Origin of the sequence: Ruminiclostridium sufflavum DSM 19573 (assembly GCF_003208175.1) — a bacterium.
In the GTDB taxonomy this organism is placed as follows: Bacteria; Bacillota; Clostridia; order Acetivibrionales; family DSM-1351; genus Ruminiclostridium; species Ruminiclostridium sufflavum.
This window is the reverse complement of the sequence record NZ_QKMR01000017.1, coordinates 37,206-62,007: the sequence shown is the minus strand read 5'-3', so window position 1 is coordinate 62,007 and position 24,802 is coordinate 37,206. Positions and strand designations below refer to the sequence as shown.

General features: G+C 35.4%; 23 protein-coding genes. All 23 read right to left on the bottom strand.

The window, feature by feature from the left end; all coding sequences use genetic code 11:
- Positions 1–19 precede the first annotated feature (19 nt).
- On the bottom strand, positions 20–1,654 hold the full coding sequence (locus LY28_RS13845) for a DUF6119 family protein (protein ID WP_165835571.1): 1,635 nt from the start codon (positions 1,652–1,654) through the stop codon (positions 20–22).
- Between the two features lie 190 nt (positions 1,655–1,844).
- Positions 1,845–3,155 carry a hypothetical protein gene (locus LY28_RS13840; protein ID WP_110462784.1) on the bottom strand — a complete coding sequence of 437 codons (1,311 nt, stop codon included), beginning with the start codon at positions 3,153–3,155 and terminating at the stop codon, positions 1,845–1,847.
- The gene (locus LY28_RS13835; protein WP_110462783.1) at positions 3,148–4,803 is read right to left on the bottom strand and encodes a hypothetical protein; all 1,656 of its coding nucleotides are present in this window, start codon (positions 4,801–4,803) and stop codon (positions 3,148–3,150) included. Before LY28_RS13835 ends, LY28_RS13840 begins: the two co-directional genes overlap by 8 nt.
- 224 nt (positions 4,804–5,027) lie before the next feature.
- On the bottom strand, positions 5,028–6,293 hold the full coding sequence (locus LY28_RS13830) for a Wadjet anti-phage system protein JetD domain-containing protein (RefSeq protein ID WP_110462782.1): 1,266 nt from the start codon (positions 6,291–6,293) through the stop codon (positions 5,028–5,030).
- The gene (locus tag LY28_RS13825; protein ID WP_110462781.1) at positions 6,280–9,597 is read right to left on the bottom strand and encodes an SbcC/MukB-like Walker B domain-containing protein; all 3,318 of its coding nucleotides are present in this window, start codon (positions 9,595–9,597) and stop codon (positions 6,280–6,282) included. The genes LY28_RS13830 and LY28_RS13825 overlap by 14 nt, the downstream gene beginning before the upstream one ends.
- Positions 9,597–10,247: a DUF4194 domain-containing protein gene (locus tag LY28_RS13820; RefSeq protein WP_110462780.1), complete on the bottom strand. Its 651-nt coding sequence runs from the start codon at positions 10,245–10,247 to the stop codon at positions 9,597–9,599. Before LY28_RS13820 ends, LY28_RS13825 begins: the two co-directional genes overlap by 1 nt.
- Positions 10,240–11,661, bottom strand: coding sequence for a Wadjet anti-phage system protein JetA family protein (locus LY28_RS13815; protein ID WP_110462779.1), 1,422 nt, complete (start codon positions 11,659–11,661; stop codon positions 10,240–10,242). Before LY28_RS13815 ends, LY28_RS13820 begins: the two co-directional genes overlap by 8 nt.
- A gap of 321 nt (positions 11,662–11,982) precedes the next feature.
- The gene (locus LY28_RS13810) at positions 11,983–12,657 is read right to left on the bottom strand and encodes a hypothetical protein (protein WP_110462778.1); all 675 of its coding nucleotides are present in this window, start codon (positions 12,655–12,657) and stop codon (positions 11,983–11,985) included.
- 117 nt (positions 12,658–12,774) lie between these two features.
- Positions 12,775–13,167, bottom strand: a complete 393-nt coding sequence (locus LY28_RS13805; RefSeq protein WP_110462777.1) for a resolvase — start codon at positions 13,165–13,167, stop codon at positions 12,775–12,777.
- A 147-nt stretch (positions 13,168–13,314) separates the two neighbouring features.
- Positions 13,315–14,979 (bottom strand): recombinase family protein, encoded by a 1,665-nt coding sequence (locus tag LY28_RS13800; RefSeq protein ID WP_340162544.1) that lies wholly within the window; start codon positions 14,977–14,979, stop codon positions 13,315–13,317.
- Positions 14,918–15,730 carry a recombinase zinc ribbon domain-containing protein gene (locus LY28_RS13795; RefSeq protein ID WP_110462775.1) on the bottom strand — a complete coding sequence of 271 codons (813 nt, stop codon included), beginning with the start codon at positions 15,728–15,730 and terminating at the stop codon, positions 14,918–14,920. The genes LY28_RS13800 and LY28_RS13795 overlap by 62 nt, the downstream gene beginning before the upstream one ends.
- A gap of 100 nt (positions 15,731–15,830) precedes the next feature.
- Positions 15,831–16,253 (bottom strand): hypothetical protein, encoded by a 423-nt coding sequence (locus tag LY28_RS13790; protein ID WP_110462774.1) that lies wholly within the window; start codon positions 16,251–16,253, stop codon positions 15,831–15,833.
- Positions 16,254–16,261: 8 nt separating this feature from the next.
- Positions 16,262–16,408: a hypothetical protein gene (locus LY28_RS19170; protein ID WP_165835570.1), complete on the bottom strand. Its 147-nt coding sequence runs from the start codon at positions 16,406–16,408 to the stop codon at positions 16,262–16,264.
- Between the two features lie 2 nt (positions 16,409–16,410).
- Positions 16,411–16,692 (bottom strand): hypothetical protein, encoded by a 282-nt coding sequence (locus LY28_RS13785; protein WP_110462773.1) that lies wholly within the window; start codon positions 16,690–16,692, stop codon positions 16,411–16,413.
- A 24-nt stretch (positions 16,693–16,716) separates the two neighbouring features.
- The gene (locus tag LY28_RS19560) at positions 16,717–18,255 is read right to left on the bottom strand and encodes a hypothetical protein (protein WP_242981292.1); all 1,539 of its coding nucleotides are present in this window, start codon (positions 18,253–18,255) and stop codon (positions 16,717–16,719) included.
- Positions 18,256–18,257: 2 nt separating this feature from the next.
- Positions 18,258–18,551 carry a hypothetical protein gene (locus LY28_RS13775; protein ID WP_110462772.1) on the bottom strand — a complete coding sequence of 98 codons (294 nt, stop codon included), beginning with the start codon at positions 18,549–18,551 and terminating at the stop codon, positions 18,258–18,260.
- Positions 18,551–19,150 carry a hypothetical protein gene (locus tag LY28_RS13770; protein ID WP_110462771.1) on the bottom strand — a complete coding sequence of 200 codons (600 nt, stop codon included), beginning with the start codon at positions 19,148–19,150 and terminating at the stop codon, positions 18,551–18,553. The genes LY28_RS13775 and LY28_RS13770 overlap by 1 nt, the downstream gene beginning before the upstream one ends.
- Before the next feature lie 4 nt (positions 19,151–19,154).
- Positions 19,155–20,285: a baseplate J/gp47 family protein gene (locus LY28_RS13765; RefSeq protein WP_110462770.1), complete on the bottom strand. Its 1,131-nt coding sequence runs from the start codon at positions 20,283–20,285 to the stop codon at positions 19,155–19,157.
- Positions 20,278–20,694, bottom strand: a complete 417-nt coding sequence (locus LY28_RS13760) for a DUF2634 domain-containing protein (RefSeq protein ID WP_110462769.1) — start codon at positions 20,692–20,694, stop codon at positions 20,278–20,280. Before LY28_RS13760 ends, LY28_RS13765 begins: the two co-directional genes overlap by 8 nt.
- Positions 20,694–20,978 (bottom strand): hypothetical protein, encoded by a 285-nt coding sequence (locus tag LY28_RS13755; RefSeq protein ID WP_110462768.1) that lies wholly within the window; start codon positions 20,976–20,978, stop codon positions 20,694–20,696. Before LY28_RS13755 ends, LY28_RS13760 begins: the two co-directional genes overlap by 1 nt.
- Positions 20,979–20,995: 17 nt before the next feature.
- Entirely contained in the window at positions 20,996–21,751 is a 756-nt protein-coding gene (locus tag LY28_RS13750) for a serine/arginine repetitive matrix protein 2 (RefSeq protein ID WP_110462767.1), read from the bottom strand.
- Positions 21,752–21,770: 19 nt separating this feature from the next.
- Entirely contained in the window at positions 21,771–22,352 is a 582-nt protein-coding gene (locus tag LY28_RS13745) for a splicing factor 3b subunit 2 (RefSeq protein WP_110462766.1), read from the bottom strand.
- 2 nt (positions 22,353–22,354) lie between these two features.
- Positions 22,355–24,793 carry a phage tail tape measure protein gene (locus tag LY28_RS13740; protein WP_110462765.1) on the bottom strand — a complete coding sequence of 813 codons (2,439 nt, stop codon included), beginning with the start codon at positions 24,791–24,793 and terminating at the stop codon, positions 22,355–22,357.
- Between the last annotated feature and the right edge of the window lie 9 nt (positions 24,794–24,802).

The following is a 24,802-nucleotide window of genomic DNA, read 5'->3' as shown; positions in this document are numbered from 1 at the left end:
TCAATCAATTTGATTAACATCAACTATAGCAAAAATCTACACTTAGCTTTATGTCAGTAATATTTAACCTTTGCTTAAGCTCTGATAAATGTATTAAAAAGTTTATTGAAAAAATGTCATCCCATTTTCCTACCACAGTTTTCCTGCTTTCAAAAATCAAGACCAATTTAAATTCCTTTGGTTCAACTGATACTCCTGTTGGTAATTCAATAAACCCGTAATTATTTTCTACCTTATCCAATGTCAGCATGGCTTGATCAACTGCATATGCAAAATCAGCAGGTGCACCAATTTTGACAAAATACATTGCGCCATCTAAAAACAAATCACATATCTCATATTTATATCTTCCATCAGCGTTTATATCTGCACTAACTGTTTGTGGGTGAACACAAATAGCTTTTAGTTTGTGCGCTAAAAATTCATTATAATATGTCTCATATGGTTGTATATCACCATCTTTATAAATTCCCTTTGCTTTCGCAAAAGATATTAAATCTTTTTTGTCAAATTTCAAATCATCATCAGTATGATTTGAAAATGAAATCCTATTAGCGTCCTGTAATATTCGTTCCACGTATGCCGAGTTAAATGAGCACCATTTGCCATTTTGTAGACAGAAATTATCTGTTGTAATAAATTCCAGATAATCTATTAAGGGTTTACTATTAGTCCATTGGTTATTACTGTATTCCACAGCTATATTTATGTCTTTAATTACATCATAAACATTCAGTTTCTTTTCATCTAAAAAGTTTTTTATAGAAATGATATTTAATTCGCCACTATATTGAGCTCGCTTGTAATTACAAGATATTTTAAATTGTATAGAATCGTTCTGTACAATTTTTGTACCTACCATATAGAAGGAGGGAACATTTACCAAGCTGGTCTTTAGCTTTGACTCGTCATATTCATCTATTGCTTTTGCCAATTGTTGAAAAAGATCTTCTATTTTATCACAGTCCTGTTCATCATCAAGTTGTGTTAACCTTGGCAAAGACACTGAAGATAAGGCTTTAATAGCAGTTTCTAAACTCTTCAGCTTTTTACCAATTTCAAGTGGCTTTTCTCCCCACTTAAATTGTGCTGATGTTCCGCAATTTATATATTCTCCCCAGTCATTTTTATTAATACTCTTACCACGAATGTATGTTGGTATTTCGCCGCTCCTGTAAGATAAAAATGCACCACCAAAATAATCTATATGCATCTTGTTTAATTTGCTACCGTGTGAAACATTTTGTTGAGCGCGAACACTTTCTAAATTAATTAAACGTTCAGCAACTGATATGCCAAAATTGTAATCACAATAGTTACTTACATAGAAATGAGCATTCCCATACGACACAACAAAACAAGTTGTAGCATCTTTACAAATTAGTGCTGCTCCATAAATTTTTAGCTGTTGTGTTAAATCACATTCTGAACAAGACGAAAGTAACTTCACCCATGGCGAGCCTTTTTGATTATCCTTATCACAAAACATAAGAGTAAAAGCAAATCCTTCTGGATTCTCTATTAATTCTTGTCTTAATGGAATCTCCTCAAATTTACGTTCTTCAAGGAAGGAGATAAATTCATCTGCCTTATCAATAGGTATTTGATAAATATTGTAATCATATGTAGGCTGTTCATCCTTTTTTCGCGGCATTTTACTCGTCCTTCCTAGATGCATTATTTATACATTGTCTTAAAATCTCTGCAATAAATTCTTCGACATTTAATACCTTTTATCCTTTAATTTGCCACATTGTTACCTAAACCGATTTTTTTCATTTCATTTAATACCTATACGTTTATTACATAAAGGGGTATCATTACCTAAAAAAATGCTTTAGCATTTAACTCTCATCATCTTTAAGTAATCTTATTTCTTTAATAACATTATTAATCGGATTCGCTTTCTCCGCTTTATCTCGTAATAACAGAAGATAATCAGCTAATATTTCCTTTTCTTCTAAATCAGTTATTGTTGGCAAATGCTCATTTAGGTCATTTATATATTTCTTAATATTCTGGTACTTAAACCATTCATCAATATGGCGGTCTATATTCTGATTAAATTTAATCCTTCGTTGATTTCTTGCTTCTGTTCTCTGTTTTTCCCTTAAGTTCTCCGCTTCAATCTCACGCAGCCTCTGTTCTTCCTTTATTCTTTTTTCGTATTCTCGCTCTGCAATATATCTAGCAATTGCAGCTTCATTTGCAATTTTAAACAAAGATATAAAAACTTCACCAAATTGTTTTTCAAGAGGCTCCTCTAAAGAATCTTGGAAATGCAAACTTTGGGATGATTTTTCTCTAGCCCTGTTGTCAGAGAGCTCAGTAAAATCAATTTTCAGTAGCCCACTGTACTGCTTTTCATACATTGGCTTGAACTCTGTATATGAAATGCCTTCATTAGATTTCAGCAGTTTTTCTCTACGCTTTATCATGATTTCATTCATATAGAAAGAAAAGTCATGATTAAAAACCGTGAATGTAGCATTATCCTTGTCACCACGATTAACATATACCTTTCCGCCTAATTCACTGACCGAACTAATTAATGTGTCCATTATTCTCAATGCTCGACTGCTTTGTTTTTCCGAGACTGTTATCGGCAGAATAGCTACGTTAACACGATATGGTGTTTTATAATGAGTAGTCCAATAGAATTCGGTATATCTAAAATTCTCATGAAATACATGCTCTTTATCTCTTGCTTTTCTATATTCAATTTCTTTTTGATATTCATTTATTAATTGGCTATAGTTATCTATTTTCTTCGGAACCTGTATCTTTTGGCACCATTGTATAAACTTCTCTTTTGATTCTGGAGTTAACAGTCCCATCACATCAGCACTCTCAAGCTCGCTATCTGTTTTTTCACAGATATCTTCGAATTCTATAACATGCTTTTTATCTTCATCAATTATTGTTTGCTTTATTATTTTCATAGGTGGTAATTTAGGCTTTGGAACCGACTCCTTACCTGCTTGGAGCTTTGCCCAATGGCCTACAGGCGGAAGAGGTATATCCAGCTTAATGCATCTTTTTCGCAATCCATTATCAGATAAGCCATAACGCTTTGCGACTGTTGTCATTGGCTCATTCCACACCTCATTAAAAAGCTTTTCTCTTTCCTTAAGAAAATCATCTTCATTATACATATTTTTGCTCCTCTGCGCAGAATGAAAATCCTCCTCTTAATAGAACATCTATAAGCTCCTCAAGGTCTTCACTGCCAGCTACACTTTCCGGAACAAAGTAACGTTGCAAATTATCATTGAAAAGTGCAGAAATACCACCAAGAAAATCCGAAAATTGATGATAGCCATGCGTATTTAAATAGACATCATCTTCTTTTCGTATTTCTCTAAAAATACTATAAACGTCATGAATATTTGACAAGTGAATTCCCAATATACTATTTCTTATTTCACTTAACTTGTCCAATTTCTCTTCAAGTTCATTTCCATAGCATTTCTTTTTAAAAAGCGAAGAGATATCAATTGCAAGTTTCATATGATATTTTCTCTCTTTTATGGTCTTTCTTATATTTAATATGTCCTCAACTGTCTGCATCAGGTATTTAGGTTTTGAATAGTACCTCTCGGGACCGTTAACCATAACAATCTTCACATTAGAATATTTTTTCATAGCTTTTTCTAATATGTTATACTTTTGAAAAAAATCTTCTTCGCCATAGTTATTTGATCGTATAGGTGGGAATATCTCTATTACATCAGGAGGACAATATTTTGAAAAAGCTTCATATAAATTACTGATAACGCATTTTAGTTCTTTTTCATCTTTCCAGATAAGGTCATTTTCCTTATTATATGTTAACCTGAGGATATATGATTTACCTGGATCATTACTAATAAAACCATTGAATGTTTCGATAAAGGTTTTACCGCATTGAACATCTGGAGGGTATGCAATATCTTTAACTTTTACCGGAATCAGAGTATTAATTTTTTTTACTATTTTGACTCTCTGAGTTGATATACAAAGATTAACATACTCAGACCAGTAATCTGGATCTTCTACATGATCAAAAATCCAATCATGCATCATGATCATTTCAAGCTCACCCTTTTTCCCTTCTATAAATGGACGGTGGCAATTCTCCCGGTACACTTCCTCAATCGAAAATGGATTATTGTTATATCTGTGATTATACCGGTTAATATGGTAATGTGTATCGGATTCCCTTGCATACTTTCTTTCAATATATCGTTCATTATATTTCCATATATAATCTTCTGTATATTGTAGTATATTTACTTTATATTCTCTGTATGTACTCTTAACCCAGCCTATTAACAAATCATCAAGATACCTGTAGTCTGAGAAAGAAGGCTTCTCAGTCTCATTATCTTTAATCTCTTGTGCTAATACTGCCAATTCCTCTTTATAATTTTCAACACCAGTTCCTTTTACTTTTGAGCTATTACAAAATGCATCAACTGCATTTTCGTAGTCTTCTTTACAGTAAAATAAATTATAATATTTTAAATCAGATATGTAATTTTTTAATGTCCGATCTATGCGGCTTTTGGATTCTTTATAATATCGAAATATAAAATCTTTGCTTTTGGGATATGAGTTACCAATCTCTTGATCTATTTTTAAAAGAGTTTGTTCAACCTTTATATTTTCATAGTCATAAGCTTCAGGATTAAGATAGGTATTAAAATAATCCATGACATACTTTATTATTGCTGTCATGTTTTCAGCATGATTCTGAAAATTGAATTCATCCAGTTTGTCCTTTTTCTTCATCTGTGAAATATACTGCTCAACAGTAAGCATATTTCTACCTCCCAATAGGCACAACAGTATCAACAACATTGATACTTCAATTTTACCCCTATGGGAAGTTTTTCACAAGAAAAAACAACCAAATATTCAGTCTTTTTACATATTACAACATCCTAGATTACGTCTGAATAGCTGCCTTTTCTTCTGAGTGCTATTATACTTCCATTTCTTCATATAACTTTCTAAATAACAGTTGCAACTTGAAGAAGGTATTTCTATAAATATACGTAAACTTTATCAGCTGTCTGCTTATCGTATAATTCTTTTGGAACACTCATGTAATAACTTACGATTTCTTGTTCTAACTTAACCTTATACCGTAACATATAGCTTACAACCTCTTTATAATCCTCTTTTTCACTTAGTAATTTTAACCTTTTAATATCATTGTAAGTTAACTTTTGTAAACAGCTAAGGTATCTCTCATCTTTTAGCTGCTCAATTGACATATACTTCAGCCGAAATGGGATTCCTGTCATACGACATAAATGTTCATGAATGTAGAAGCCTCCCGCATCGATATCACCAAAATGATAATACTTCTTCTTTTTATTATTTTGATAAATCAAATACAGAAAGTTTCTTTGATATCTTGTCATATACCCCCCAAGATAAAAAACAACTGCATTCTCCGCCAAATAGCGATTAAATGAGGTTTTATTTTCTACTGTAACAAATTCTACTGAATTAACTACAATTTTCTCAATACTTTCTATTTCTTCTGTACTAAATTCAATACCATTTTTTAGGTACTTTAACTCTAATACAGTTCCTGAAAAATATATAGTACAATCTCCCTTAATGCAAATTTTTTGTTCTTCTCTTGTAATATGAAAGTTTTGTAGTATTTCATCCATAATTTCATTCTCGCTGCAAGGTCTTTTTTTATAGTGTCTTAACATTTTGCATACTACATCCAATGTATTTTCTTCTAAATATTTTGATGATCCATAAATAAACATAGATGCTTCTCGTAAATATATATCTATTTCATTTTTTTCAATAAATATGAGCGCCTTCAGTATATCCTCTTGTAGTTCAAAATTACGGGGAATTCTGTTCCTATTCAATTCCATCCTAAGTTTTTCACATTCTTCTGTTGCTATTGGCGTTATACCACTATACTTATCTATAATATTTCGTATATATTGCATTTTTTCATGTTTTGATTGATATTCATAGTTCTTACATAAATAGTTCTCAACTTCCTCTATTTTTTCGTCTATTAGATAAACTCTATCAATTTCATATCCAAATCCAGCTTGATCAAAAGAAATAAAACCTTTATTCTTATACTCGATTATCAATTCATTTATTGAATATATTGTCTCCAAATCTCCATCATTGTCATAATAATTCTTGTACAACTCCGTAGGTTTCATCACTGTACGTTTTGAAACCTTGTTTTCCCCACTGTCTTTTTTGCTTTTTCTATATTTTTCAACCAAGGTTTTTAACAATTTTTCTTTATAGTCTTCCATATTTTTTATCCTCGTGGAATTGTACAATCCCAAGCTGCATATTATCCGGTCTCACTTTGAGAACCGGAAGTATCACCTCACATTCGCATCCAATAGACTCTGTCTTATCCGGAGAGCAGAAAATAATCTGCAATTTTTGTTTACGCAAAAAGTCCAACATTAACTTTACATTTCCAGGGTCCATTTTAGCAAAAGGTTCATCAATAAATACCAGTCTGGTTGAGTTCGTTTTTTCATTATAAATCAGTAATAGGGCCGAAGCCAAAATAAGCAAATACGGAATCTGCACCTCTGCCCCAGAATTGTATCCTGTTTGTTTTGACAATTTCGCATTTTTAAATGTATCATTATTAATTAGTATCTCATATGTCATATAATTTCGGTAATCAGCAAATTTCTCAATTGCTTCATCCCTATTTTTATTAATAATCCCATTGATAATATCCTTAATATCTTTTTCAAGTCGTTCTGCATCTTCATCTGAATAGGCAGTAAACATGCTAAACACAGCTTGTCCTTTTGTTCCGCCTAACTGTTCTCTCTCATCTAAATATTTTGCATATTCAACTACCTTTGCATATTCCGATGCATCCTGCACTAAATCGACATCGAACTGATACTTTGTTGAAAATTTCAATTTTGCAAGCTCAGCATTGATCAGTTTAAGATCGTCCATCGCTTTATCGCATGATTTTAGTATTGTTAACACAAACTCGTTCTTAAAAATATCCTCATACCTTCTTGTTTGTTCGTTTAGCTTTTGTTGTACTTCTTGCAAATCATCCATCCATATTTGAGATTTCCGTTTTTCATAACCTTTTCTATACTCAAGTCCAGTTGGCAGTTTACTTTCTTCCTGGCGTTTTCCATTATATTCTCCTTGCAATACCAGTAGGTCATTTTTGTGTTGCTCCATACGGTCTTTTATTCGTCTTCTTGTATCAGGAGCAATAAGTCCACCTAGACCTTTTAACCCATTTGCGATGAATTTGTCGTATGCCTCTGTTGCTTTTTGTACCGCTGTATATTCTGTAATCTGAAGCTCTGAATAACTCCTTTCTTCACCGACAAGTTTTTCAGACTGCTCTTTTATTCTACTGGTGAAAGTATTTATTTGTGTTTCCAATATACTTTTTTCTGAATATTTTTCTTCCCTATCCTTTTTGATTATTGCAATTTGTTCTTGCAACTCACTTTTCAACTGATTTAGCTCAATATATTCCCGGTTTTCTTTCTGCGCTTCTCTTAATTTTTTCAGTACTTGTTCTGATTCTTTTATTTCAGTACATACCATTTGGTATTTCTGAAAAGCATCATAAGTATACTCTTTAAAGTAATCCCCGCTATCCTTCAATTGATTTTTGCTTTGTTCCAATGTATATCTCTGTTCTAACACTTCCTTCTTAACCTGCCTTAGTTTTACGATTTCCTTTTCCGCTCTTATCCTATTAAGCTCAAATGTCTCTTGTCCTAAATAATAGTACTGAATCATTTCAAATCGTAGAAAATAGCTATCCATCCCTATAGATACGCGGCCTTCTTTTGATATTGCATTTTCAAAATTCTTTACTTCATTGATATTAACAGCTTTAATGCGTCCTAATTGATAATCAAAATATTTCTGTGCCACTGGATTTTTAATAGAAAGAAGTTTCACTATCGAATCTTCTTCGGTCTCTACTTTTTTCTTCATTAATAATTTAGTATTAAACAAATGTGCATACTTGTTATTAGAACTGTTTAATATATTATCAGCAATGTCATAATACTCAGGTTCTACTAATATACTGTACCTCCGTCTTCCTAAAAACGATTCTATAGATTCTCTCCAAGCCTCATCCTTAAGGGCAAGGACATATTCGCATGCGAATTTCGCTTCTGACTTAATGCCTCTTCTATCGAATTCGCGATTAATCTCATTTTTCAAATTAACATATTCATGGAGTTGATTGTACGCATTCCTATTTCTTTTACAATCTTCTAGAATCCTTAACTGCTGCAAAATCTGGTACTCAATTTGTTCTGCCTGCTTATTTACATCAACTAACTCCTTAATTATTTTTTCATACTCTTCCATTATAAGCTGCTTTAGCATATGTACTTCGTTTTCTTTTTCTGCAACTGAAAACTCATTTCCTGATAAAGAGGCAAGTATACTTTTATTATCCACATTTCTGCCTCTAGTAAACACAACATCAAGAATTTCACTTACTTTTAACTGAAATTCTTCCAATTTCCGCTTTTCTTTTACCAGTACTTCCTTCTTATCTTGTAGTTTAGTAAGGTGCTCTTCTTCCTGTTGAATTGGCTTCATGCAATCCATTTGATCCAAGCTCAATGTTACTTCCCTGATTTTCTTATCGGTTTCAGTTTCTTTCTCTGCAATAAATTTCAGTGTTTTTTCTGCTTCGGCTTTTTTATTCTCTGCTAAAGTTTTTTCTTGTCCTTGACGCTTTATCTCCTCTTTTAATTCTATTATAGTCTTATAAACCATTTTAATATCGTCAATCAACAGCCTGTTTTTTTCGGATTCATAACCATCATACTCATCAATTATTTTTGCCAACTCCTCAATTTCTGCCTGAATCTGATCAAAAGTCCTATTCAATTTTCCGATATTCTCTTTAGCCTCAATCAGCTTAGAAAAATCAACTTTTTTATCTTCAAGAACACTTTCTTTTATAAATTTATCTATTTTGGCCTCTGGGTCATATGTCATAATTCCCCGTAATTTTCTTAGATAAGTATTTGTCTGACCGATATTCAATTTAAGCCCTGTCATTTGCATGAACTTCAGAATTCCATTTTCTTTATTCATTAGTGTAATACCATATTTTTTCTGGAATTCATCCCCACTATATGGCTTATTCATACCTTTTTCCTTATATAAATGTTCTATTTCAGTGAGTCCTTTTTTATCTATAACATAGCGATATGATTGCGTACTATCCGCTACATTCGTTTCAATTATCACACCTAATACAAATTTTTTCTGCAAAACATCATCATCATATTCCAATGCAATGTGACTATAAATATTCGGCATTTTCTCCGCAGGACGCATATATGTTTTTGCTGTAGCATCTAACAATCCTCTTGTGTAAGAAGAAAGTGTCCTTGCTCCTTTGCTATCTGAAGATTTATTAAAAACAGTATCACCGTATGCTGCGTATTTTATAGCATCCAGCATAACGGACTTTCCATTTCCGTTTTTTCCGGCAATGAGTGTAAAAAAACCAATTGGTGCCGTTATATTACTAAATCCATACCAATTAATTAATCTTACATTTTTTAACAATATCATCAGTCATTCTCCTCTTCCTCGTAGTCTGCTTTATCCTCTTCTATGGAATCTATCTCATCATCCAAATTATCTGGTTTTAAATGTTCATCAACCACCGCTTTAAACTGTGGAATATCCCAGCCAAACTGTAATGAATGATATAATTGTATTTTTGCATCCTCACTATCATCATATTCCTCATAATTTATCAAACTATATTTCTTAAATAATTTAAATGCAACCTTCAAATCAGAAACCGATGGATAAATTCCGTATGATTTAATCTTATCTATCAGATCTCCTTTTGAAACATAATTCTTCTCATCATATCCTAAATTTTCAAGATATACTTCCCAAAGAACCAATAGTAAATGATACTGTAATGTGCTAAATGTAATTATATTTGCACGTTTTAGTCCAACTGTATCTTCACCTTGCTCACTTGCTACAAGCATGGCAACATTACATTTATCATTAACTAGGATGTCAAATCCAATCATTTTCAAATACTCCGAAATATCTCGCCTGTTTGATTCCTTTGACACATAATAATATAACTTTTCATCCTTATCCTTTAATATAAAAGTAGACTCAAATAGTTTTCTGATACTTTTCTTAAACAGTAAGCTATTCTCCTCTTTCATATTTATTTGGTAGTTATATTCACTCATCACCCATTCTCCTCCGCATACGAATATTACTTATTGTTGCCACTTCCGTTTCCACGAAACCTTCCATAAATTCCACCTCATATGGAAAACCTGCTGTTCCGGAATAAATAATACTCGCAGCCACCATCATTGCATCATCTTTTGTATCGATACTGTATTCGCCTACTGATAATGTTCCATTTGTAAAGTTTAAATTATCAAAATATTTCTTCACGGACTCTAAGTTGAAACGATCTGGAATTTCCTTCAAAACCTCGTTTGTCATTCGTTCCTTCTCTTGGTCAGAAAGTTCACTATCCTCTATACCAATACTAGAAGTATCCGTTTTCATCTTTCTCCGCCTTTCAAACGACTTTTTGCCGATATAGCCTATACTTTGCACTTGGAAATTGTCCGAGATTTTCTGCAGAAAACTTTCTCTTTCTCCGGCTGGCATTTCTTTCATCTGCATTAACATATTGTTCAGATAATGCTGTAAATTTGTATTATTGCTTAGTATCATTAACATTCTAGTAGAATAAAGATTATAATAGGTATTGATTTTTTTATCTATATAGTTCATTTCCTTATCATATTCAATATTAATAAAGTAATCTAATTCACTAAATTGTCTGTCAACTATATCTTTAGAAACAAAATAGCTAATATTCTTTATTTCTTTATATTCTTCAACCATACGATCATACATTTCAGTTCTTCTAATTTTACTTAGCATTGTATCTATTCTAGATATATAGCCTGGTATTAATCCACTTCTTTTAATAAAGAAATAATCGTTGAAGAATTTTTTCAGCATCTCATCCTTTATAAGAAATTGTCCAAAGCTGTTTGCATCCATCATTTTTATAACTGCCTGCATAATTTCACGGATGCTGTCCTTTAATATCAGCAATTCATTCTTCAAATCACACTCATTTTCTATAAGGGGAACCAATATGTTAGAATATGGTCTGATAGCACGTGCATTATCTTCCTCAAGTGAAGATTTCAATATCTCATATATTGAAAAAATATGATTTGTAATGGAGCCATTAATATCATTATCAAAAATTCTTCGTAATGCCTCAATAACCTTTCTACAATAAGGTACAATAGAAGCAATATTATCTCCATTCCTACCTATTTCTTTTTGTGTAATCCAACCACACTCTCTAAAATAACGTAATATAGCTGATGCATTCTCAGATGCAGTTTTAGTGCTATTTATTTCCTCACCAATGTCTTCTGTTTCAATTGAATATAGACAGTTTTGGAGATATATTGTCAAACAGTTTCTAGCATCAATTTCATAAAGTATTGGTATCTCTTTTGACTTTTCTATAAGCTGATTTATGCATTCAAAATAAATTTCTTTATTACGGCAGCAAAACGGGTTAAAAAATTTATTATTATTAATATTTTCAAATATAGACACTTTATCTCCCCCAGCTGGTTGACTTTATCTATATTTAAAATACTCCATACTCATTGACCCAATATTTCTTCTCGTAAAAAAGAAAATATATAGCAGGGTAACTTAAGCATAAAAAGGGTAATCTAAATATAAAAGTGTACAGAAAATAACTTGTACACTTTTATTATATAACAGAAAACACCATTTTTACACTTTAATGGCAACTAAAAATATTTATGAACAGCACTACCCTGTAGCCTATAATAAAAGCCTATAATGTTCTATAATAAAAACATTACATTATTGCTGAAATGTTTCTATTATTAGCTACCATCAGTCCCTTTACATTAAGCCAAGAAGCTTATCCCAATAATCATCTATATCTTCTTTACAAAGAAATTTTATTCCATATTTCAATAAACAATTAATCATAAAAATTACGGTTTCAACAAAGACAACCAACGCAGTGACTTCTAAAATATTTTCTATTGAGTTAATGGTCACATATATTGAAATTATAACTGATTCAATACACATTATAATAATTTCCCACAAATCACTTTTCTGTTCAAAGTCTTTCCAGAAATTATAGGCTAGTACTGCAAGCACTACCGTAAGAGCTGCTAAACCCAAACTATATGGAAAAGACATAAAAGACAAAGTCGTAACCATTGTACTATTAACAATTAGCAACAAACTTTCCGTAGTTCCATCAGGACATTTTTGTGCCACTATGTAAAAAAAGTATACCATCGTAAGAATCCCTACTGTGAGAGCCATATTATTATCTATCTTATTTGTACTTATAAAATTCCACATAATAGTTAAAATCACAAGGATACCGATATCTCTACATATCTTTTTAACTTTCACTTCCGGGATATAAATTCTATATCTTAATAAGTCATAACGAAAAAGTGCACCCACTACCACAGGTAAGATATACCACAAATGATTAATAACAATATCTCCACATCTATTCAACAAATATTCAACCATCTGTTCAAAAGTTTCCATTTAATTTCCTTGCCTCCCAATAGGCACAACAGTATTAACAACTTTGTTACTTCAATTTTATTCCTATGAGAAGTTTTTTACAAGAAATAACAACCAAATATTCAGTCTTTTTACATATTACAACATCCGAAATTCAGCCTGCATTACTGCCTCCTCTTCTGAGTGCCATAATGCCTCCATTTCTTCTCTGGTTGCAATGGGGAAGTCCTTTGGTTCTGCATCTCCCATCTGAATTGGTGCCAAATGCGGTATGATCTCTCTGCATAGATTCTGATCTGGGCAGTTCATTAGCAATCCACCAAATACCGATTCGCAAATCAGTCTGTCACACATATCCGTCATGATAATCTTGTCTGAAGTATAGGCATTCTTTCCGATAAAGTTTGCAATGTTCTCTGCAGTCATCGGAAACATATAATCAGTGTGCATTCCATTATCGCCTTTTTTATATACACAGGCATATCCAAGATTTCCGTCTTTCTGTAATTCATATAATTCTTCTGTTGTCATTTTCTCTCTCCACTTCCTACTCATAATGATTAAAAAACATTGCCGCAAATACAAAGTATGCTGTTGAACATAGAATAACCGCATCTGATTCAGTGGTAGCTACATATAGTGTAATTCCTACTAATATGCTCATGTCTCACCTTCATATTAATCTTCGTAGCAGTCTACTTCCTCCGTCATAACAATTCCCGAATGAAACTGTATTTCTATTTTTATTCCTTTGGAGACTTTAATTGAACTGATCAGCCTTTTTACAAGCTCTTGGTCAAATTCTCGCACTTGTGGGCTTACCGTGGTTATAGCCTTGTCCAGTTCCTCCACCCTTTGTTGGTAGTGCTCTGCCTTTTTCTGTTCCTGTACAAGCCTTATCTTTGCCTTTTTCAGCTCGTTTATCTGCTCTGATATCTGTTTGTAGGCATTGTCAAAATCATCGCTTACAGTTCCTTGTTTTGCATTATCTTCTATGAGCTTCAGCATCTGCTTTTGCAGTTCCTCGATTTGGTCATCATATTCGGTTGCAATCCCTTGGGTACTGTAGTTTCCGATTACCCGGATGACGTTTTCTCGGAAGGTCCCGATGAAATCTCCGCTGTTTTCTACTACTTTGTTGATGGCTTTCATGATGGCATCGTGGAGCTGTTCCTCCTTTAAGGTCGGAGAGTTTTTGCATCTGGAGCTTGTTCCACTTTTCAGCCTGTCCTCGCAACGCCATACCGCTGTTTTCTGTCCATATTTTGACCAGGTCTGCCTGCGGTAAGCATGTCCACATTCTGAGCATACCAGTAGTTCGGTCAGTACATATTTGGAGCTGTATTTGCTCTTTTCCTTTTTTGATTTGTTTGCTTTTCTCGTTATTGCTGATTTATTGAGGCTTGCTCTTCTGGCTTTCTCCACCTGCACCTGATGAAATAATTCCTTGGGTATGATTGCCTCATGGTTATCTTCTATATAATATTGCGGAGCATACCCCTTGTTCTTTACTTTTTTCTTTGTAAGAAAGTCTATGGTGTAGGTCTTTTGCATACAGGCATCTCCACAGAATTTCTCATTGGAGAGCATTTTATCTATTGTTCCGGGATGCCAGTATTCCAGTCCTGTTACTGTTTTGATTTTGTCCGATTCTAATCCCTTGGCTATTTGGATTATACTTTTGCCCTCCAGATATTCTCTGAAAATCCGTTTCACTATTACAGCTTCTTCCGGCACTATCACAAGGTTTCCATCTTTGTCTTTGGTATACCCTAAAAATTTTGTATGATTGACGGATATTATTCCGTTTTCAAACCGTCTTGTTAATCCCCACCTTGTGTTTTCACTAATGTTCCTGCTTTCCTCCTGTGCCTGACTGCTCAGGATTGTGATAAGCAGCTCACCGCCGCTTTCCATTGTATTTACGCCTTCTTTTTCGAATATTACGGGGATATTCTTTTCTTTCAGTTTTCTTATGTATTGAAGTGCATCTACGGTATTTCTCGCAAATCTGCTGACTGATTTTGTTAGTACTAAGTCCACTTTTCCTGCCATGCAGGCTACTATCATTGTGTTGAAATCTTCACGCTTTTTGGTTTGAGTTGCACTCTTACCATCATCGGCGAATATTCCGGCACACTTCCAGTTTGGGTTGCTGTTTATTTTTTCTGTATAATATTCCACCTGTGCTTCATAGCTGCCTTCCTGCTGTTCAAGCAGGGTGCTGACTCTGCAGTAGGCTGCTACCCTCAGCTTTTTCTGTTCCACTCTTACATGCTTGTCATATTTTATTTGGGGTGGTATGATTGCCACAGTCTTTTTTGCTACTGCCATCTTTACCATCCTTTCCTTGGGTTTCTATAGGTCTTTCTATAACGATTCCGTTGATAAATTCAACTTCTACCTTGGTATCTTTACAAATGGTCATCTGCTTGATGATTGCTTCAAACAGCTCCTCATCAAATTCTGTAAGGGCATTTATATCACTAAGAGCTTCCTTTATTTTCTCCGTTTTGCTTTTGCGGTCATCTATTTTTGAACCGATATAGTAAAGCTCTGCCCGCTTAAATAGCAGTTCTGCAAGCTCAGGTGAGGAATATTGTTCTTCCTGTTCCAGTTCTTTTATCCGGTTTTCTGTCTGCCTGAGTTCAAGGCTCATTTTCGGTAGTTCCTTTTTTGGTATTTTATCCATCAGCCACTTCTTCTTTATAAGCTCATTTGTGGCTGATATAAATATGTCCTTTATTTCATTCTCTGTGTAAAAGTGATTCTCACAGCAAACCCGGTTTTGCAATATGTAATTTTTGCATTTCCACTTGATTTTTTCCGATGGCTTTCCGGCATGTTCGATATATTTTCTGTACATCTCACCGCATTCTCCGCACCTGGCTTTTCCGCTGAAAGCGGATTGTTTTCTTATGGTATAAATCTGCTGTGTTCTCCCAAGCTCACTCTCTTTGGCTGCTCTTCGCTGCTGTGCTTTTGTAAATATATCTTTTTCAATGAGTTTAGGATAAAGAGTATCTCCTTTGTATTTGACATTTTGCAGTATTTTTCCGACTGATCCATTGTAGCCGGACAAGATTTTTGGCAAAAATTCTCAAGATTTCTGACAAAAATCTTTGAAATAATTCTTAGAAATTATTTTGACACTCGTTGCTTTATAAATACCTTTGGTAATAGAATATACAACTTTATGTACCTTTCTTATTGTCTTTTGAGTCCAAAACAATATACTTGTTCACACTTATTTTAATGCCTTGCTTATAAAGCATACCTAGAAATAATATTATTCCAAATATCATTATACCGAGCGATATTCCAAACATTATATACATTACGTCTGTTCTCATGTCCCAGCTCCTCACTGTAAAGTATTTTGAATACTTTATATTTCTAGTATCTAAATCCTTTACACTGCTTATTTTCTTACTTTGCTTTATTATTCTTTTTGCTTTTATATCACCGACTCCATCTATTTTTATTAACTGAGTATAAGCTTGCTTTTCTGCCATCAAGTTTAATGGATATTTTGCCCCGTCTATCAACATGTACATAATAAAGAAAAAATTTAATAACCATATTAAAGCAAATATTTTTAGAAAGTGTTCCTTCATTGAGCCTCCTACTGAGCATTGATTATTTCTAAAATTTCATTATATTCAGTCTCATTTATGTAACCATTATCGAATAAAACATTTACTCTTGCTAATAACCACTCTGTGGTTTTACCCTGTTCTTTCCATGCAGCAAATTTAGTAGACCAGCTCATTGTTACACCTCCTTTTCTAATAATAAATCCAGTACAATAACAGACAAATCCAAATTATCTGTTTCTAGGTTAATAATCCGTTCCTGCAATAAATCCGTTTTGGATTTTGGTAAATCCTCAAATATAGCTGCATTAGGTGTTACCGATACATCTATACCTGTTACATATCTGCCCTCGGGTATATCTACATCTAGGCAGGGTATACCTTCTGGTGTATACAAATCACTTCCTTGCATCTGGTTAATTATTTGACCTGTTGTGTCATAAATTATTCTTGTTGTCATGTTTTTTTCAATCCTTTCTGCTTTTTATTCGTATGCCCAATATTTCACACCTCTAAATGTGTATCCTGTAACGCTGAAACTAAACGAGCCATTACTTACACTCCATATAGGTCGTATAGTTGTATATGACCCATAGTCCCCTTCAGGGGCATAAGTTGCATCTATGTATCTTGCAAAAGTACCAACACTTTGATATATACCAGCGTTATATAAGGCCGTAATTTGATATGCATTAGAGTTTACTGTCACATCACATAAAATCATAATTCCTGATGGGGTAAATCCCAAACCTACAGCTGTAAACGTATCCCCCAAAAAAGACGAATTGTATTCATGCTTCCATCTCTTTTTTGTACTAGTTCCAGTTTGATTAACACCTGCTGCGCTACTGAAGGTATATCCAGAATCAACTTTATCTGCTGTAGCCGTACCTGTAACTGGTAAAATTGTTTGAGGATTATTTAAATATTGTCCACCAGAAATTGTTCTGGAAACTGTACTAGGGCTAAAAGACTCTGCATCTTTTCTGGGTATTGACCCAATAATTTTTTGACCTTTTGCGTATGCGGAATAAGGGGCTAATATGTGCCCTGCTGCCGCCGATGTATCTGCCGTCAATACAGACAAATCATTATCCCACCAACCGCCGAATTTATTGATAATAGCGTCAATTTCTTCTTTCACGGGTTCATTTCCAGCACCATAAGTATCTGTCAAATCACATGCCATTGCTTGGGATATTTCTATCGACTTACCGTTTGCAGCGGCATTGTCTGCATAAATGTGTTTTATAAATATATAAAAATTATCTACAGCAGTAACTTGTGTGCATATTCCAGATAAAACATATTCTTGGCCTTGCATTGGGTTATTGACTGAACTTGCATATACAAAATTAGCTCCATCATACGTATATAGCTCTATTTTTAGGCATTCAGAATTAGTAACTTTAATTTTTGCTTTTATATAAATTTTTTGTCCGGCATATGTAGTTTTATTAATTTTTTGAGATATATTAGGAGTATACGCACTATCGGTACCGGTATTTGTCAATATGTTGTTGGCAATACTGCTTGTACTGGCACCATTACTCCATACTGTAGCATCTGTCATGTTTCCAAACCTTACAAGGTTAGAGAATTTACAACCACCTCCTTCACTAGTTTTGATAAAAAAACAGTCACCCGGCGAACTGTACCAGACAGTGTAAGCCTTGCCTGCAACAATAATCGGAGCTGAAATTGTATTTGGCCTATACAATGCTTTACCGTTTATTGTTGTTGCAGCTCCGCTATTAGACAGTGACGCTATGAAAGTTATCGGATATCCGTTGGTTAATGGCGCATTGATTGTTAGTGTTATTGCTGTAGCTGTACCTCCTGCGGTTTGGTATATGCCATCTGATAAATATGTTTCAATATTAGCAGCAAGATTTTGAGCATCTTCAACACCTTGTTCAAGGTGATTCATCCTCGAAGCGGTAAAGCGTGTACCTTGTTGTAAAATTTGACCGCTTTCCGGGTCAACGATGTGGTCTATCCATGTTATTTTTTCATATGTCATATTTACACTTCCTTTATTTCAAAATTAAATCGCATAAGTAGGCCTTTTTCATCCGGCTTTACCAGCACATCCGGCTTTATTGCAATGATATTCCCACTTGCAGATATAAGCTTAAAATTGCTAAAGCTGCCACTCACACCCTCACCAAAATTGAAGTATACAATTATTTTACTTCCTTGAATTGTGACGCTATAGGGCTCAATATCATTAGTCAGGCCGTTAATATCATACTGTCCGTGGTCTATTAAATTTCTAATAGCTTGGGTTATTTCCTCAATTCCTTGACTTGTCAGCATCAATAATCACCTCCGCAAATAAGTACATTGCATATCGGGTATTCATACATGAAGGAACTTGCTTCCTCAGATATACTTATTATTCCTTCAGTGCTCAATCCATAATTAGGCTTTGAAGATGCTTCTTTGACCTTCATAACCTCCGTATCTATTACATATAAATCGTTTATAGGGCTTTGCATTTTACTCTGAAGAAACACTATAAATTCTGCCCATCTGGTAGGGTCTGATAAATACATCGGTTCAATGTAGGACTCCTCATATCCCATAGCTTTTACTGCTAAAAGAACACCTTCTTTTGTCCCGGCTTTTTCAGCTATAATAGCTTTCATTGACAGCCGTGTTCTATAGGTTTCAATATCCTCACCTTTTAGCCTTAGCATTCCCCGGTCTTTTCCATGTTCATTCAGCATCAGTTCACTTGCGCTTATTATAATTGATTCGGCTCTTACCCTGAATAAATCTCTCTTACTGTCATCAAACAATTTACCTATAACCTTAAAAAAGATATAAAACTGATTAGCTGCATTCCGGCCTTTTCGTAACGGAGTGAATAACAGGCTGAACATATAATCTCCAAAGCCATTAAATCTCGCCATCACCTCACGCCCTTTCTACCGTTAGAGAAATTTCACCCAGCACAATGACTTTATCATTTTCAAGGAAAATGTCTTCACTGGGTATTGTCACCTTTACATTGCGAACATATGAAGCACTGCCTTTAACTGCATATATAATATCTGCATGGGTGAGCTCATTTAGGTTTCTGTCTTTACTTATTTTCAGAAGTTGTATTAGTGCAGCTGTAACAATGTTAGAAATATTTTCATCCGTAATATTGCTGGGAATAGTTACTGTAACTGATATAGGCTGTTCTACATTAGTGGAGCTTTTTACAAGTACATCATCGTATGTTCCCACAATTTTACTAATTGCGGAACGTACCTGCTCAAGAAGGCTTTCTGTAGCTTCTCCTGCCGTACTCGTTATAACGATGTCAACGGTTCCTTGTCCTCTAGGATGCAAGTCATTTACTTTTGCAAACAAAACGCCCGGAATAGCCTCACATACATTTTGATACTTCTCGGCAATAGGTCTTGTCGCAAGCTCTGACCATGAACGAAGTGTACGCTCCCTGAGGCTTTCTATATCCTCAATATCGCTGCCTTCCCGTTCTATCCAATCTGAGCCGTTTAATACCGTACAGCCACCGTCTAAATACGTCAGGGAACGAGTTATTTGTCTCGGAGGTACATTGTATTTTGCGCCTTCTTGCTCTGCTTCAACAAGTACCTCTACTGTATTTAAATCCTTCTGAAGAACAGTGTCTTTTACTACAAAAAAACGAAGCTCTTCGCCCTGAATATCTTTAATAGTTTTAAAGACATGTCCTTTTGGTATTTTAACTGCGTCAATATTATCACCTCTTGTTACAGTTACATAGCCTTGCGTTTTTACAGCCTCCTTTTGTTTTTTACTAAAGTCTGCTGCTTTCAACTTGAGCCATGTTCCTTCAGCATGAGATACAAACATATTGTTTAGCACACTTCGCAGGAGTGTAATGAACTCAATTCTAATCTGTAATGCAATCATTAAAAGAGTATAGAAGACACCGCCAGAACTGAAATTTGTTATTACAAAGCCCTCATTTTCAAGCTCAGATATTTTTTCTTCTTTAAGCTCTTCAATATCAGGAAGCGGAATAATTTCATCCAGAATCTCTTTATCAATCAATATCAATCACCTCCACATTAACTCTATCCAATGCGACGCTAACGTTATATGCTGTAGAGCTATCCTCAATAAAATAAAATGTTACCATTATTTTTAATACATCAGCTTCAAATTTTACTTCTGTAGTTATTGTATCAGAGTCAATAACTTCTCTTTTTTCAAGCTTTTCCCGTACACGTTCCCCAATCTCAATTACGGTGAGCTCATCATCCTCGCTCTGGATGAAGTCAATTAACGACCATCCCCATGAATCATCATAAAAAAGCTCGCCTTCTTGCGAAATAGCCTCAAGTCGTATATCTTGCATTATGCACTCAAAGCCGGAGGCAATAGGAGCGTCTCCTGTAGCCGCCTGTGTCAGCTGCCATGAGTCATCCAATTTTACATCGGTATCGCTTAGCCCTGCCATCAGAACACCTCCCCAATAATGCACGGATTTAGTTCTCCATAAAGAAAGCCAATCGCAACGACTTTGCCTGCTTCAACCTGAACCTTTGACATCACTCCCGGTATTTCAGGAAAGCGTTCATCGAAATCACCTAATTTGTCAATTATTTTGAGATTATATTCAAACCAATTGTCCGATGCTGTAACCCTTGTTACTTTCGCACGCGTTACAGCCGGAAGCAGTAAGTGAGGGAAGTCAGTTTCAATTTGCTTTTTTATAATACTTTTGACCATTTCTTCAAGCATTCTCTCACTCCTTCAGGTTAAAAATAAATGTATGTACGGATAAATCCCGCTTCATTTGTAGTAAAGACAACCTTCTTGACCTCGAACTCGCCGGATACTTGAGGGTGCGATACGCTTATTTTCTGCGAGTGCTTGATAAAAGGTGCTGATACTGTTTCGAGCTCCCATATGCCGCCCGACCTGTTGAGAGCGATTATGTTCGTACCATACTCAAACGAGAAAACTTTTGTTTGTCCGGGCTTTTCTCCCCAATAGAAGATGCCACCTGAAAAGAAAAAATTATCCTTAATTCCCCATGCTGCATGTACATCATTTATAACTGAGATAACACTCTTTTGAAAGATAGCGAGCCGCGCTTTTGCAGGATACGTCACCGCTGAAAGCTTCATGTTTTTAATCCCTGTCTTTGATAGGCAATAGGATATAATCTCCTGCGGTGTAGTATCTAAAAATGTGTTGTTTATAGTTGTTTCCTCAAGAAAAATCATGTCGTCCTTCAGGAGTATTTCATTCATGTACTCACCGCTGTCATATGGTTTCGTTATGTATCCCTCGAAAACATCATCAAAAACGCCGTTATATCCGAGCTGGATAAGAGCCTTTTCTTTTGCTGCAAGATTGAGCTTATCTTTAAATTCTTCTGTAAATCTTATCTTTGCCCAATCAAAGTAACTATCTTTATTTGAATACACCTCAATTTCAATGCCTTCAGTAAAGGTATAAGCTCCGAGCTCTACACTTATTTCAGGATAAAAAAGTTCTGTTGTTTCCACTCTTAGAATCACTTCCTTTTTAGTATGGCATCTTTGAGAGCCTGTTTGAATAATTAACCGTACTTGCATCATCCACAGCAGGGGAGCTGTTAGTCTTCGGAACCTTGCCCCGGTCATTTTTCAAATAGCTTTGATATGCCGGGTCAAGACTGCTTTTTGAAGTACTTGTTTTTTTACTGCTGTTCTTTGTTGCTTTTATCGTCATTGTGTTATAGGCCCAAAACTCAAGGCTTACTGTAATTTGCTGCTTTTTATTTTCTTCTTTGGTTCCGAGACTCTTAAAAATAACCTTTTTAATTCGTCGTGCTGATGTATGCTCATTTATGATTTCATGTATAAGCGGCTTTGATTGACCGGATTTTTTAAACATATTTTGTATCTTATCAAGCTTTTGCTTTTTTGTAGCGTTGGGACTGTCTTCAAGTATCAGCTCAATTGTAACTTTAGCATCCTCATAGCCTGTTGCTTGCTTTGCCTTCACCGAGCTGCCTTTTACTTCCTGCTCATCAATACGGGCATCATCCTTTATTTCTATACTTTTTATAAGACCGGGGAGGAGAACCCCGCTTACTTTTATTGAATTATCATCAATAAATATCAAGATTATCCCTCCCCTTGTGTTATGAGTCCGTTACTGTTGGTGAAATCCTCAATCTCCTTTAGAAGCTTTAGAAGCAGCGGAAGCTCTTTGATTTTACTAAAGTCTACACTTAGGATAAGTTTATCAATTGTAACCCCGTTTTCCTTTTCTGTGGTTTTTTCTGATGATTCACTTTCCCGAGAAACTTCCTTGAAGTTGACCTTCTTTACGGGCTTTCGTTCGCCTGTTGTATCAATCTTACTAAAACCTTTTTCTACAGCTTGATATGGAAGGTCTGAGCCCTTTTCTATACCTTCGGCAATTGTTGACATAGTCCTGTGCCCTGAAAGCGTCAGCTGAGAGAGAGGCCCTTCATGTGCATCTGAAAATGGAAGCAGCTCCCTTACCTTTGCGAAAATATTCTTCACAGCCTGTACGGGCTTCATTGCTGCTCCTTTGATGCCTTCTACAAGAGTATCAATGATTTTGCCTCCGCTTTCCTTAAACCATTCAGGAACACCTAAAAAGAAGTTTTTAATTGCATTTATCCCATTGACAAAGCCTTCTTTTATACGAGTCCACATATCAGTAAAGAATGCGACAATTGAGTCCCAATGAGTAATTATCAGAAGCGGTATTCCTATAAACGGCATAAATGCGGCAATTGCTATCTGCAACCATATCGGCATTCCTGAAAATAAATTTGTTATCCACTCAAACCCGGCTTTTATTCCGTTTACAAAACCGTTCCAGACACCTTGTATCCATGAGACTACTGAATCCCAATTCTGCCAAAGGAGAATAATTGCGGCTATAAGTGCAACAATTCCAACTACAATCCATGTTATAGGGTTCGCAAGCAGAGCTGCCGTAAAACTCCACACTGAAGCAATAAGCCCCGGCATTGCTGTCACTGCTGTGGTAATTGCCTGTCTTGCCATACCAACAAGTCCGGCTGCCATATTTTTTAGAGCCGTTGCTCCGTTAATAGCTGCCGTCTTAGCCATAGTTCCAATATTGACAGCTACGTTCTTAATTCCTGTTACTGCCGATGATGCAAAGGTCTTAATCGTACTGAAGCCTTTCTTTAAACCATCCCCGGCATATAAAGCTTTTATATGTATGGTTTCAAATAGCCCCGGAAGTGTTCCCAAAACTTTCCGTGTATTGTTTATAAACCCTGCTGTTTTAGTGAATACAAGTCCTACACCTCCGACAACTGCTATAATTGTTCCGGCTGCCGTCAAAAAACTTCCTATAGCAAGAACTATCAAGGTTATTACCTTAACGAGTTCTTGATTGTTTTTTACCCATTCACTGAATCTCGTCAGAATTTCAGTACCCTTACTGAGCATCTGGTTAAATGTAGGAAGGAGGCTGTTGCCTATTTCTTCAGCAACACTATGGAGTCGCTGCTGTAGTATCTGGTATTGGTCAGGCTCTGTGCTGTTTATTGCGTTTGCCATTTCCGTGACTTCATTGATACCCTGACCCATAGAATCATACACCGACAAAATTCCCTCCTGAAGCTCTCCCATTTTGCTATACATAAGGTCAACCATTGCAACGGCTTCATCCGTCCCGAAAGCCTTTTGAAGCTGCATCTTTTCCGCTGCGTCCATTGTTTCTCCAAACTTGCCCTTTAGTAAGCTTAATATTTCCGGCATAGATAGAAGCTGATTGTTTGCATCTGTAAATTTTAATCCCAGTTCCTGTCCGGCTCTTGCAGCTGACTGAAGGAAAGCCCTGTACTTCGTTCCGGCTTCACTGCCGCTCATTGTTGCCTGAAGCATACCTAATATAGAGAACTGTTCTTCCATCGGTACTTTTGCAGAGGTGGCAGCTGCTCCCAAACGAGAAATTGCCTGAGCCATCTGAGGGCCGTCTGTTTTAAATATGTTTGCCGCGTGGCCGATGCCCGCCGCGAACATTTCTCCGAAGTCAATGTCGCTCATATCCTTGTAAAAATCCTTGTAAATACCGTACCCTGTAGCAAATAGGCTTGTCATTTCTCCTATGGTAGCCTTCGTTCCCTTAGCTGTGATACCTGCAATTTCAGTATATTTCGCGACGGCTTCATCATTGAGTGATGCGATTCCAGACTTGATATCATAGGCTGCCCCGATAAATTCAGCCTTCGATGTACCTGCCCATGTATTTGAGAAATTTTCTGATGCCTTTTCAAGGGCTTTTAAGTCTTTAACTCCAACCGAGCTTAACTCTCCGAGGGCCTTCTTAGTCGCGAAGGTTGCCTGTACAGGAGACAAAGCCGCATCAGTTATCTGAGCACCAATACCCGCCATAGCTGTTCCGGCTTTTGTCACATCACCAAAGGTCTGCTGCATACCCTGAAGCTTTGACACCGACCCGCCGACTGAAGCTTGAACCCGAGCCATCGGGCTTGTCAGATTATCAATCATATTCATTATAAGGGATAGCTTAAAAACGGATTCTAAACTCAAACTATTGCT

Excerpts from the sequence above, each read along its gene's own strand:
- LY28_RS13845 (WP_165835571.1), bottom strand. The coding sequence starts at position 1,654 with ATGCCGCGAAAAAAGGATGAACAGCCTACATATGATTACAATATTTAT.
- LY28_RS13840 (WP_110462784.1), bottom strand. The coding sequence starts at position 3,155 with ATGTATAATGAAGATGATTTTCTTAAGGAAAGAGAAAAGCTTTTTAAT.
- LY28_RS13835 (WP_110462783.1), bottom strand. The coding sequence starts at position 4,803 with ATGCTTACTGTTGAGCAGTATATTTCACAGATGAAGAAAAAGGACAAA.
- LY28_RS13830 (WP_110462782.1), bottom strand. The coding sequence starts at position 6,293 with ATGGAAGACTATAAAGAAAAATTGTTAAAAACCTTGGTTGAAAAATAT.
- LY28_RS13825 (WP_110462781.1), bottom strand. The coding sequence starts at position 9,597 with ATGATATTGTTAAAAAATGTAAGATTAATTAATTGGTATGGATTTAGT.
- LY28_RS13820 (WP_110462780.1), bottom strand. The coding sequence starts at position 10,247 with ATGAGTGAATATAACTACCAAATAAATATGAAAGAGGAGAATAGCTTA.
- LY28_RS13810 (WP_110462778.1), bottom strand. The coding sequence starts at position 12,657 with ATGGAAACTTTTGAACAGATGGTTGAATATTTGTTGAATAGATGTGGA.
- LY28_RS13805 (WP_110462777.1), bottom strand. The coding sequence starts at position 13,167 with ATGACAACAGAAGAATTATATGAATTACAGAAAGACGGAAATCTTGGA.
- LY28_RS13800 (WP_340162544.1), bottom strand. The coding sequence starts at position 14,979 with ATGGTAAAGATGGCAGTAGCAAAAAAGACTGTGGCAATCATACCACCC.
- LY28_RS13790 (WP_110462774.1), bottom strand. The coding sequence starts at position 16,253 with ATGAAGGAACACTTTCTAAAAATATTTGCTTTAATATGGTTATTAAAT.
- LY28_RS19170 (WP_165835570.1), bottom strand. The coding sequence starts at position 16,408 with ATGAGCTGGTCTACTAAATTTGCTGCATGGAAAGAACAGGGTAAAACC.
- LY28_RS13785 (WP_110462773.1), bottom strand. The coding sequence starts at position 16,692 with ATGACAACAAGAATAATTTATGACACAACAGGTCAAATAATTAACCAG.
- LY28_RS19560 (WP_242981292.1), bottom strand. The coding sequence starts at position 18,255 with ATGACATATGAAAAAATAACATGGATAGACCACATCGTTGACCCGGAA.
- LY28_RS13775 (WP_110462772.1), bottom strand. The coding sequence starts at position 18,551 with ATGCTGACAAGTCAAGGAATTGAGGAAATAACCCAAGCTATTAGAAAT.
- LY28_RS13770 (WP_110462771.1), bottom strand. The coding sequence starts at position 19,150 with ATGGCGAGATTTAATGGCTTTGGAGATTATATGTTCAGCCTGTTATTC.
- LY28_RS13760 (WP_110462769.1), bottom strand. The coding sequence starts at position 20,694 with ATGGCAGGGCTAAGCGATACCGATGTAAAATTGGATGACTCATGGCAG.
- LY28_RS13755 (WP_110462768.1), bottom strand. The coding sequence starts at position 20,978 with ATGCTTGAAGAAATGGTCAAAAGTATTATAAAAAAGCAAATTGAAACT.